Source organism: Plastoroseomonas arctica (genome assembly GCF_018128965.1).
In the GTDB taxonomy this organism is placed as follows: domain Bacteria; phylum Pseudomonadota; class Alphaproteobacteria; order Acetobacterales; family Acetobacteraceae; genus Plastoroseomonas; species Plastoroseomonas arctica.
Map to the genome: position 1 here is coordinate 58,884 of NZ_JAAEDH010000018.1, position 10,690 is coordinate 69,573.

Annotated in this window: 12 protein-coding genes; 4 read left to right on the top strand and 8 right to left on the bottom strand. The window is 69.6% G+C overall.

Translation table 11 applies throughout. The features are described from left to right. Positions 1-4: 4 nt before the first annotated feature. From GXW79_RS15335 to GXW79_RS15350, 4 genes are read right to left on the bottom strand one after another with little or no spacing between them, the layout of a single operon-like run. The gene (locus GXW79_RS15335; protein ID WP_211875303.1) at positions 5-1,246 is read right to left on the bottom strand and encodes a class I SAM-dependent RNA methyltransferase; all 1,242 of its coding nucleotides are present in this window, start codon (positions 1,244-1,246) and stop codon (positions 5-7) included. A gap of 52 nt (positions 1,247-1,298) precedes the next feature. Further along, positions 1,299-2,096: a class I SAM-dependent methyltransferase gene (locus tag GXW79_RS15340; protein WP_211875305.1), complete on the bottom strand. Its 798-nt coding sequence runs from the start codon at positions 2,094-2,096 to the stop codon at positions 1,299-1,301. Between the two features lie 4 nt (positions 2,097-2,100). After that, on the bottom strand, positions 2,101-3,321 hold the full coding sequence (locus GXW79_RS15345) for an acyl-CoA dehydrogenase (protein WP_211875307.1): 1,221 nt from the start codon (positions 3,319-3,321) through the stop codon (positions 2,101-2,103). 12 nt (positions 3,322-3,333) lie between these two features. Next, a complete protein-coding gene (locus GXW79_RS15350; protein ID WP_211875348.1) occupies positions 3,334-5,172 on the bottom strand; it encodes a DEAD/DEAH box helicase in 1,839 nt (612 codons plus the stop codon). Positions 5,173-5,496: 324 nt separating this feature from the next. Between GXW79_RS15350 and GXW79_RS15355 the strand changes: the two genes are divergently transcribed. Genes GXW79_RS15355 through GXW79_RS15365 form a run of 3 tightly spaced genes read left to right on the top strand, consistent with a single transcriptional unit; the run spans position 5,497 to position 7,650 of the window. Then, positions 5,497-6,225: an alpha/beta fold hydrolase gene (locus tag GXW79_RS15355; protein ID WP_211875309.1), complete on the top strand. Its 729-nt coding sequence runs from the start codon at positions 5,497-5,499 to the stop codon at positions 6,223-6,225. A gap of 47 nt (positions 6,226-6,272) precedes the next feature. Further along, the gene (locus tag GXW79_RS15360) at positions 6,273-6,731 is read left to right on the top strand and encodes a PH domain-containing protein (RefSeq protein ID WP_211875311.1); all 459 of its coding nucleotides are present in this window, start codon (positions 6,273-6,275) and stop codon (positions 6,729-6,731) included. Between the two features lie 34 nt (positions 6,732-6,765). Then, positions 6,766-7,650 carry a DUF817 domain-containing protein gene (locus tag GXW79_RS15365; protein ID WP_211875312.1) on the top strand — a complete coding sequence of 295 codons (885 nt, stop codon included), beginning with the start codon at positions 6,766-6,768 and terminating at the stop codon, positions 7,648-7,650. On the opposite strand, the gene GXW79_RS15370 is transcribed toward GXW79_RS15365, so the two are convergent. The 4 genes from GXW79_RS15370 to fzlA all read right to left on the bottom strand — a co-directional run bounded on the left by GXW79_RS15370 (position 7,622) and on the right by fzlA (position 9,894). Beyond that, the gene (locus GXW79_RS15370) at positions 7,622-8,134 is read right to left on the bottom strand and encodes a CinA family protein (protein ID WP_211875313.1); all 513 of its coding nucleotides are present in this window, start codon (positions 8,132-8,134) and stop codon (positions 7,622-7,624) included. The genes GXW79_RS15365 and GXW79_RS15370 overlap by 29 nt on opposite strands. Before the next feature lie 98 nt (positions 8,135-8,232). Then, the gene (locus tag GXW79_RS15375) at positions 8,233-8,508 is read right to left on the bottom strand and encodes an acylphosphatase (protein ID WP_211875314.1); all 276 of its coding nucleotides are present in this window, start codon (positions 8,506-8,508) and stop codon (positions 8,233-8,235) included. Then, positions 8,508-9,218, bottom strand: a complete 711-nt coding sequence (locus GXW79_RS15380) for an ATP12 family chaperone protein (RefSeq protein ID WP_211875315.1) — start codon at positions 9,216-9,218, stop codon at positions 8,508-8,510. Before GXW79_RS15380 ends, GXW79_RS15375 begins: the two co-directional genes overlap by 1 nt. 7 nt (positions 9,219-9,225) lie before the next feature. Continuing rightward, positions 9,226-9,894, bottom strand: coding sequence for an FtsZ-binding protein FzlA (gene fzlA, locus GXW79_RS15385; protein WP_367614926.1), 669 nt, complete (start codon positions 9,892-9,894; stop codon positions 9,226-9,228). A gap of 101 nt (positions 9,895-9,995) precedes the next feature. Between fzlA and GXW79_RS15390 the strand changes: the two genes are divergently transcribed. Next, the gene (locus GXW79_RS15390; RefSeq protein ID WP_211875317.1) at positions 9,996-10,673 is read left to right on the top strand and encodes a hypothetical protein; all 678 of its coding nucleotides are present in this window, start codon (positions 9,996-9,998) and stop codon (positions 10,671-10,673) included. Positions 10,674-10,690 lie beyond the last annotated feature (17 nt).

Below are 10,690 nucleotides of genomic sequence, written 5' to 3' on the forward strand. Positions count from 1 at the left end.
CGGCCTACAGCGAGAAGACGGCCACCGCCTCGATCTGCGCGGACCAGAGGAACTGGTCAATGAGTTGCACCGAGACCAGGCGGTACCCGGCCTCGGCCAGCACCGCCGCGTCTCGGCCCAGCGCCACCGCATTGCAGGAGACGTAGATGATGCGTGGCACCTTCGCGCGCGCCAGGTGCGGGATCTGGTCGGGCGCGCCGGCAAACGGCGGGTCCAGCACCACGGCCGCAAGCCCGGCAAGGTCCGCCGCCAACAAGGGCTGCCGCGCGAGGTCGCGCCGCACCGCCTTCACCCGGGCGCCAACCGCGCGCACCCCGGCGTCCATGGCGGCGACGGCATCGGCCGCGCCTTCGTAACCCGTGACGATGCCGCGCGCCGAAAGCGGCAGGGAGAGCGTCCCGAGCCCGGCGAAGAGGTCCGCGATGCGCGCCTTGGCTGCCAGCTTGTCAGGCAGCCCCGCGAGTACCGCCGCGATGATCGCCGCCTCGCCCTCCGGGCTCGCCTGCAGGAAGGCGCCAGGCGGCGGGGCGACGGTGAGGCCGCCGACCTTGGTGCGCACCGGCGCGCGCTGCGCGGCCGTCTCCGGCGTGCCGTCCTTCAGCGCCCAGGCGATGCGCGGCAGGCCATGCGCCTCAGCGAAGGACGCGAGCGCCGCGCGGCCCTGCGCCTCGAGCGGGCCATCCGTGCGCAACAGCAGGTCCGGCCCGGTGTCGAGCAGGTTCAGCACCGCGGAACCCTCGCGCTTCAACGCCGGCAGCCGACGCAACGCCTCGCCCAGCGGCGCAAGCAGCGCGACCAAAGCGGGGTCCAGCACCGCGCAGGTGTCGATATCGACCAGGCTGCCCTCGACGCGCTTGTGGAAGCCCAGGCGAAGGGCAGGGCCCTCGCGGCGAATGGCGAGGTCGGCGCGCCGCCGACGTGCGGGGGGCGTCACGACGGGCGCGAGCATGGTGGGGTTCGCGAAGCCGGCGCGGGTGAGGGCGTCGGCCAGGCGCGCCTGCTTCCAGGCGATGGTCGGTGCCTCCGCCCAATGCTGCGTCGCGCAGCCGCCGCAGCCCTCGTCGAAATGCGGGCAGGGGGGGACGACGCGGTCGGGGCTCGGCACGACGATCACGTCGAATTCGGCGCGGTCGCGGCTGACGAGGGTGGCCGAGACGCGCTCGCCGGGAAGGGTGCGCGCGATGTAGAGCGGGCCCTCGGCGACGCCGTCGCCGGAGGCGCCCATGCGCAGGATGGTGGTTTCCATGAATAAGCGGCGGGGAAAGGAATTTCCCCGCACCCCTTTCTCTTATTTTTGGCTACTGGGGCGAGCCGGGAACGCGGCCGCGCACGGCGTTGGCGCGAGCCTGGCACTGGATGCGGCCGGAGGCGTCGATGGTCAGGGAGTCGCCGACCCGAGACTTGACCAGGTCGACATCACCGGGGGCCATCGCGGCCAGGGACGGATTCATGCCGCCCGAGCCGGTGCTGGATATCCAGAAATCCTCGAAATCATCGAAGCTGCGCCTGGCGATGATCTCGCGCGTCTCGACCTCTTCAAGGCCCGCTGCGGTCCACAGCGCATGCAAGGCCGGAAGGGTGCTCACGGCGGCGTTTGGGGGCAGGGCCGGGAAGCCGCCAAGAAGCCGCATCTCGCGCTGGATCGGATCGAAGGGGAAGCCGCCGCCCAGGATGTCCCAGGCATAGGCGGTGACCATACCGCCAGGGCGCGTGACGCGCACCATCTCGGCCACGCCCTTTGCCGGGTCGGGCACGAAGAAAATCACCAGCGCCATCACCGCGGCGTCGAAGCGGTGGTCGGGAAAGGGCAGCGCCATGGCGTCGCCCTGCTGGAAGACCGCGCCCTCCGCGCCCGCCCGCAGGCGGGCGAAGCTGATCTGGCCCTCGGAGGGATCGATCCCCTGCGCCTCGGACGGTGCGCATCGCTCCATCAGAAGCTCGGTGAAGGCCCCATTGCCGCAGCCGACATCGACCCAGGCGAGGCCCGCTTCGGGCGCGAGCCAATCGAGGAAGGTTTGCCCGGCGTCGCGGCTCCACACACCCATCGCGCGCTCGTAGACGGCGCCGTCATCGAAGCGGATGGTGGGTTGGCTCATGCCCTCAGCCGAAGGCGTTCAGGCCGGTCTGCGCGCGCCCCAGGATCAAGGCGTGCACGTCATGCGTGCCCTCATAGGTGTTGACCGTCTCAAGGTTCATGACGTGGCGGATGACGTGATACTCGTCGACGATGCCGTTGCCGCCATGCATGTCGCGCGCGACACGCGCGATGTCGAGCGACTTGCCGCAATTGTTGCGCTTGACGAGGCTGATCATCTCCGGCGCGACCTTGTGCTCGTCGAACAGCCGGCCCACGCGCAACACAGCCTGCAGGCCCAGCGTGATCTCGGTCTGCATGTCGGCGAGCTTCTTCTGCACCAGCTGGGTGGCCGCCAAGGGCTTGCCGAACATGATCCGGTTGAGCGTGTAGTCGCGCGCGGCGTGCCAGCAGAACTCGGCCGCACCAAGCGCGCCCCAGGCGATTCCGTAGCGCGCGCGGTTGAGGCAGGAGAAGGGGCCGGCCAGCGACTTCACGCCGGGCAGCCGGTTCTCCTCGGGGACGAAAACCTCATCCATCATGATCATCCCCGTCACCGACGCACGAAGGCTGAACTTGCCCTCGATCTTGGGGAAGGAGAGGCCCTTCATCCCGCGCTCTAGGATGAAGCCGCGCAGGACGCCCTCATCATCCTTGGCCCAGACCACGGCGAGATCGGCGATCGGCGAATTGGTGATCCAGGTCTTCGACCCGCTCACCAGGTAACCGCCATCGACCTTCTTCGCGCGCGTGCGCATCGAGGATGGGTCGGACCCCGCATCCGGTTCGGTCAGGCCGAAGCAGCCGACCCATTCGCCGGTGCGCAGCTTGGGAAGGAACTTGTCCTTCTGCGCGTCGGAGCCGAAGGCGTGGATCGGGAACATCACCAGCGAGGACTGCACCGAGAAGGCGGAGCGATAGCCGCTATCGACCCGCTCCACTTCGCGCGCCATCAACCCGTAGGCCACGTAGGACACGCCGGCGCAGCCATGGCTGTCCAGCGTGGCGCCCAAAAAGCCCATCTCGCCAAACTCGTTCATGATCTCGCGGTCGAACTTTTCATGGCGATTGGCCATGAGGATCCGCGGCATCAGCTTCTCCTGGCAGAACGCGTGCGCCGCGTCGCGGATCATGCGCTCGTCTTCGGTGAGCTGCTCATCGAGCAGAAGCGCATCGTCCCACTGGAAGGGCGACGTCGACGGCTTGTTGCCAGCGGCGCTCTGAGCGGGCGCGTTGATGACGTTCATGGGCGTTTCTCCTCAGGCGGCCTCGGCGGCGTCCGTCTCGGCTTCCGGCGCGACGTCGCGCTTGGGGCGGGGAATCGGGATGAGCATGAAGGCGGGAACGGCATCGCCAAAACCCTGGACCGAGGGGCCCAGATCCTCGCGGTCGCGTCGGCGGAATTCTTCGCGGCGGTGATCGTCGCGCCGCTCGGGGCGGGCGTAGTCGTCGCGCCGAGGGGCTTCCGCCTCGCGCAGCGTCTCGGCCTCGATGTCGCGACGCGGAGCCCGTTCCGCGGTCTCACGACGGGGCGCACGCTCGGCACCTTCGTCGCGGCGGGGCGCGCGCTCGGCGCCATCGCGTCGCGGTGCGCGATCGGGAGAGTCGCGGCGCGGTCCGCGCGACGCACGGTCGCCACGTGCCTCGCCCTCCCCACTTGGCGCTGCGGCACGCGGGGCCGCCGCGCGCGGCGCGCGCTCCTCGGATCCGGTGCGGCGGCCGCCCTTCGCGTCACCGCGGCCGCCACGGCCGCGCTTCGGCGCAGTGGCAGCCTCGACGAGCTCCTGCTCGGGGATCACGTCGAGACCGTCGATCGTGATGCGCGGGATCGGCCGGCCGGTCAGCTTCTCGATGGCGAGCACCGACTTCACGTCGTCGGTGGTGGCGATCGTGTAGGCGTGGCCCTCCCGCCCGGCGCGTCCGGTACGGCCGATGCGGTGGACGTAGTCTTCCGAATGGAAGGGCACGTCGAAATTGAACACATGGCTGAGCCCGCCGATATCGAGGCCGCGGGCCGCCACATCCGAGCACACCAGCAGCTGGATCTCATTCGCCTTGAAGGCGTTCAGCGTCGAGAAGCGCGCCGACTGCTCCATGTCGCCGTGCAGCGCGCCGGCCGAGAAGCCGTGCTTCTTGAGGCTCTTGTAGAGAATGTCGACCTCGACCTTCCGGTTGCAGAAGATCAGCGCGTTGCTGACCTGCTCGCGCTGGACCAGCTGGCGCAGCGCCTCGCGCTTCTGGTCGGGGCGCACATAGACCAGGCCTGCGGTGATCGTGGTCGCGACCGAGGCCGGGGCGGAGACGCTGATCTCCTTGGGGTTCTGGAGGAAGGCATCGGCGAGCCTGCGGATCTCGGGGGCCATGGTGGCGGAGAAGAACAGCGTCTGGCGCAGCTGCGGCAGCATCGAGACGATGCGCTCGACATCGGGGATGAAGCCCATGTCCAGCATGCGGTCGGCTTCGTCGATGACCAGCAGCTTGCAATCGGCGAGCAGGATGCGGCCGCGGTCAAACAGGTCGAGCAGGCGTCCTGGTGTGGCGATCAGCACGTCGACGCCCTTGTCGAGCACGCTGCGCTGGTCGTTCATGCTCTCGCCGCCGATGAGCAGCGCGTGCACCAGGTTGAGGTGGGCGCCGTACTTCACGAAATTCTCGGCGACCTGGAGGGCCAGTTCGCGCGTCGGCTCCAGGATCAGGCTGCGCGGCATGCGCGCCTTGGCCCGGCTGCCGGTGAGGATGTCGAGCATCGGCAGCACGAAGGAGGCCGTCTTGCCGGTGCCGGTCTGCGCGCAGCCGAGCACGTCGCGGCCCATCAGCACGATGGGGATCGCCTGTTCCTGGATCGGCGTCGGGTTGATGTAGCCGCTGTCGGTGACGGCCTGGATGATTTCGGGCGAGAGGCCGAGATCGGCGAAGGTGGCGCGGGCGGGCTCGACCTCGTCGGGCCAAGCATCGTCGGGCACGTCGTCCTCACCGTGATACTCGCCGGGGCCGTCGGTGTCCTCGGCCTCCCCTGCGGCGCGGTCCTCGCTCTGCTGCTCGGCATCCGCGGCGTCGTGCGGCGCGGCGTCATCAGAGCCCGGTGCGCTGGCGTCCATAGCCGGTGCGACCGGATCAGCGGATTCGCTCGCCGGGGCGGCGATATCGGGCTCGGCGACGGCGTCGGGCTCCCCGGGGCGCGCATCCGGCGCGGCGGCTGGGGTGGGCTCTACGGCGATGGTATCGGCCGCGGCTGCGGTCGCTTCGGGACGCTCGGTCAAGTTCGGTCTATTCCCACAAAACCCGCCCGAAGATTTCGGGCCATCACAAGGCTGTACGGCGACACGGGCATGGCAGGTCGCCGAGCCCCTTCGCGGGTGACGCTCACATGCGCTCTCCCGCCGGGAATTGCAAGAATGAGACGGACAGGGCAGGAACCCGTGATGGACATGCGCCCGACGCTGCTGCTGCTCCCCGGCCTGCTCTGCGACGAGCGGCTCTGGCGCGACCAGGTCGCGGGCCTTGCCGACGAGGCCGACATCGCGATCGCCGAGCTGACGCAGGACGACAGCATCGGCGGCATGGCGGCCCGCGCGATCGCCATGCTCGACGCCCGCGGTACCCAGGATTTCGCGGTCTGCGGCCTCTCCATGGGTGGCTATGTCGCGATCGAGGTTTGGCGCCAGGCGACGGCGCGCGTCACCCGGCTCGCTCTCCTCGACACCTCCGCCCGCGCCGACACGGAGGCGCAGACACGCCGTCGGCGCGGGTTGATGGCGCTGACGCGGACCGGGCAGTTCAAGGGCGTGACGCCGCGGCTGCTGCCCTCCCTGATCCATCCCGACCGGCTGGGCACGCCGCTTGCCGACGAGGTGCGCGCCATGGCCGAACGCATCGGGCGGGAGGCCTTCCTGCGCCAGCAGCAGGCGATCATGACCCGCGTCGACAGCCGGGGCGACCTCGCGCGCGTCGCGGTTCCGACCCTGGTGGGTGTGGGCGCGGAGGACATCCTGACGCCACCGGAACTCGCCGAGGAGATGGCTGCCCTTATCCCGGGTGCGACGCTCCGCCGCTTCACTGGGTCGGGCCACCTGCCGACGATGGAAGTGCCGGAGTTGGTGAACGCTGCGCTGCGGGATTGGCTCGCCCCGACCGGGCACGGGTTTCCGTAACCGCCGCTCATGGTTTAAACCGGGCTGGCAATGGTGGAGCATGCGGCATGAGCGGTGCGAATCTGGGCAATCCCATCCCCGGCGGGACCGGCCCTGCCGGCGCGCCGGGCGCGGGCCAGGCCGAAACCATGGTGCTGGAGGTGCGCGAAAGCCGGCGCTCCTTCGGCCTGCTCTGGCTCATTCTGGGCTTCCTGATGCTGGGCATTCCCTTCATCGGACGGCAGCGCGTTGCCATCAGCAACCAGCGCGTCCGGCTGGAGCAGGGCTTCTGGACCCGCGTGCGCGACGATATCGAGATCTTCCGCATCCGCGACGTGGTGGTGAAGCAGAACCTCTGGCACCGGCTGATGGGGGTTGGCGACATCGTCATCCGCAGCACCGAGGGCCGCACCGAGGAAACGCACGTGCTGCGCGGCCTGCCCGATCCGGACAAGGTCAGCGACACGCTGCGCTCGATCTGGAACTCCACCTCGCGTCCGCGCGGGCCGGCCACCTCGCTCGATTGAGGCACAGCCCGCGACACCGGGCGGGGCGGGGCTGATGCTGAACGTCCAGCCCTGGCCGCTCATCGCCCGTTTCGCGGCACGCGAGGCGGCATTCGCGACCCGCTTCACCGCCGGCAGCCGGGCGCGCCTCGTCCTTTATGAGTTCATCCGGTTCGGGGTGAAGCAGGGATGGGCCTGCCTGTTCGGCGCCCTGATGCTGGCGGCGATCCTCGGGACGCACCTGTTTTGGCCGCGGGGGGCGCCGCTTGCGCGCTATGACGCGCTGCTGCTGGCGGGCCTGGCCATCCAGGCTGGTCTTCTCGCCTTTCGTCTGGAAACACCGGGCGAGGCGAAAATCGTGCTCGTCTTCCATGCGGTCGGCACCGCAATGGAGGTGTTCAAGACCGCCATGGGCTCCTGGAGCTATCCCGAACCCAGCCTGCTGCGCCTCGGCGGCGTCCCGCTGTTCACCGGCTTCATGTACGCCGCCGTCGGCAGCTACATCGCGCGTGCATGGCGCCTGTTCGACTTCCGCTTCTCGCACCATCCGCCGGGGTGGGCGGTGTTGGGACTGGCGCTCGCGATCTACGCCAATTTCTTCAGCCATCACTACGCCCTGGACGCGCGCTGGCTCCTATTCGCGATCACCGCGCTGCTGTTTGGCCGTTGCTGGGTGCATTTCCGGGTGTGGCGACGGCACCGGCGCATGCCGCTGCTGCTTGGCTTCTTCCTCGTGGCGATCTTCATCTATGCGGCCGAGAATCTCGGCACCTTCGCCGGCGCCTGGCTCTACCCGGCGCAGCGAGGCGGATGGGTGCCGGTGGCGCCGGAGAAGTTCGGCTCCTGGTTCCTGCTCATGATCATCAGCTACGCCCTGGTCTTCGCGCTGCACCGCGCGGAAGGGCGGTTGGTCAGCGTGCCGCGCCTGCGTCGCGGTTGAGCGGCTGGTCAAGGGCGGCGAGCGCAAGGTCGAACAGCGCCAGCGCGAAAGTGCGCATGTTCACGACGCGGTCGGCGCTGCCGGTCTCAATCGTGGTGCTGTGCGTCGTGGCGCCGGCGATGGCGAGGCAGCTGTGGCCGGCGGCATCGCCATAGCGGTTGCCCGTCGGCCCGGTGGCGCCGGACTCGCCCAGCCCCCAATCCGCGCCGAGCCGCATACGCACGGTCTGCGCTAGCAGCACCGCATAGGGCTCGGTGGAAGCGCGCATGCCCGGATGCTGTGCGAGCTCGATCCCGAGCAGGCCGCTTCGCGCATGCTGCGTGTAGATGATGCCGCCGCCGCGCATAAAGGCGGAGGCGCCGGGCACCGCGAGCAGGGCCGCGGCGACGAGGCCGCCGGTCGAGGACTCCGCGACGGCGATGGTCTCGCCGCGCCGGATGAGGTGCTGTGCGAGGAGCGTCGCGTGGGGGATCAAGCTTTCCATAACGGCCTCATCGAGCCCTGCCATCTGAGCCCAATCAATGCGCCGCGTCCCGCGACCGGACAAGGTCCATGGTTGCCAAGCCGGGGTCGGAACGGCGATCAGAGCGTCGGCAGGCGCAGGAAACCGGGATGATCCGGCGGCTCGGCGAAATCCTCCTCGATGGCGGAGACGCTCGCACCTGGCGGCCCGGCCCGGCAGGCCGTCAGCAATTGCCCGAGCGACGGCTCGTCACCCGCCAGCAGCGCCTCGACGCTGCCGTCGCGGCGGTTGCGCACCCAGCCCGCGATGCCTAGGCGCTGCGCCTTGCCGACCATCCATTCACGAAACCCCACGCCCTGGACCCGCCCGGTGATGCGGATCAGGCGCGCGGCCATCAGCCCCGGTCCAGCAGCGACAACAGCCTCGCCGCGAGGGCGACATCACCGGCGCGGCGGGCGCGCGAGGCCTGCGCCTCCGCATCCGCGCCCCAGACCGCCTCCTGGTCGAGCTCGTCCAGGACAGAGAGTGTGAATGCGGTCTCCGCATCGAGGCGCCCATGCGCGAGTGCCAGCCCGAGCACCAGGCTGCCCAGCACGGGCACGGCAAGGCCAAGCGCGGCAAGCGCCAGCGGCGACAGCCCGCCCAGCGCCTGGCGCAGCGCCTTGAGCGACGCGGCCGGCTGAGGGACCGGCATGACGCCCTCGGTCACCACCAGCCGTGCGCCGAAGGCCCGCTCCGCCCAATCCAGCAGCGGCTGCCAGGCGGCCGTCTGCCGCTCGGCCAGCCGGGAGATGGTCGCGCGGTAGCAGAGCAGGTCGGTCTCGGCATAGCCGGCGAGGCCAGCGATGGTCGGCGCGGGATCGGGGGCGATGCGCGCGACGCCGGTCGCCGCGAGCCGGGTCAGCGGGATGTCCTCGGCGGTGAACTCGCCATCCCGCGCGCCACCAGCCGCCTGCCACTCGGCGGCGACGGCGTCGGCCAGCGCGCGGCCCGGCACCGCGAAGGCGGCCTCGCCCGGCAGGCGCATCGGGCGCCCGTCGAGCAGCACCGCGTGCAGGCCATCGCCTTGCGGTGCTGATTCGGCAATGTCCCAGAAGCGCTTCAAGCCGGCCTCAGAAGTCGAGGTCGGCGTAGTGCGGCGGCGGGGTGAGGCCGCTCACCCGGTCGGTCAGCAGCGGCCGGAAGGCGGGACGCGACTTCACCCGCGCATACCATTCGCGCGCCGCCTCGTTCACCGACCAGTCGACATCGCCGATATAGTCCAGCACCGAGAGCTGCGCCGCCGCGGCGAGGTCGGCGAGGCTGAGGTTCGGCCCGGCGAGCCAGGCGCGGCTTTCCGCCAGCCAGCCCAGGTATTCCATGTGCGGCTTGAGGTTCTGGTAGCCGGCGCGGATCGCCGCCGCGTCCGGATTGCCGCGCCCCATGAGCGATTTGAGGTGGCGTTCGTAGACCAGCAGGCGGGTGACCTCGGTGGAGAACTTGCCGTCGAACCAGCAGGCGAGGCGCCGCACCTCCGCGCGCTCGGCCAGCGTCCGGCCGATCAGCGTGACCTCGGGGTAGGCTTCGTCGAGATATTCGCAGATGGCCGCGCTGTCGGCGATCGCGAGGCCATTATCCTCGGTCAGCACCGGCACCGTGCAGGCGGGATTCATGGCGAGGTAGGCCTCGCGCCGTTCCCAGATGCGTTCGCTGCGCAGGTCGAAGGGGATGCGCTTCTCGCCCAGCGCCAGGCGCACCTTGCGGGAGTAGGGCGAGAGCGGAAGGTGATAGAGGATTCGCACCACGGGCTTATGCCACCGGCGCGGAAGGGCGGAAAGAGATTGACGCATTGCCGCGTCGGAATGATTTACTAGCACGTGCCGGCGGAAGAAGGGTTTTTGCGATGGCGCTGACGGCGAGCATGGCCGAGATCGCGGTCTACAACATGCTGCGCGATGCGCAGCACGCCGGCATCGGCCCGGGCGATCTCGCCTTTGCGGCGAAATCCGATATAGGCCCCTGGGACGTCGCCGCGCTGCGGGCCGGCACCGCACGGTTCAAGATGCTGCTGATCATGCGCTGCCCGAAGAAGCAGTCGGTTGGGTTCCAGGGCGTGTTCGTGCCCAAGCGGATGGACCACGCCCACCAGAAGGGCAGCAAGAACCCGGTCAAGACCGGCGAGGCCGGGCTCGCCGTGCACCCGGACAGTGGCGAGATCTTCGTCTCCGACTACGACCTGATGGGCGTGTGGGAGCGTTCCCCCACCGCCTACGCCCGGATCGATACCGGCACCAAGCCGCGCGGCGAGAACCCGGTGGTCGACAAGCTCAACACGCTGTTCTTCGACAATCGACCGGGCGAGAACAAGTCACCGTTCCAGCATGGCGGCCAGGATGATTTCAAGCCGAGCGGCGGCAAGTCGCACCCGAACCTGAAGATCACCGAGAACTGCGCCGCCTTCCGCGAGGGCGAGATGCGGCACCTCGTGGGGATCGACCGCATCCGTGCCTATTACTACCAGCACGAGCTGAATTTTCCCTACGACTCCTCTGGTATCTACAACGGCCCCAGCGGCGACTAGGCCGCCGGGCCCGCGTC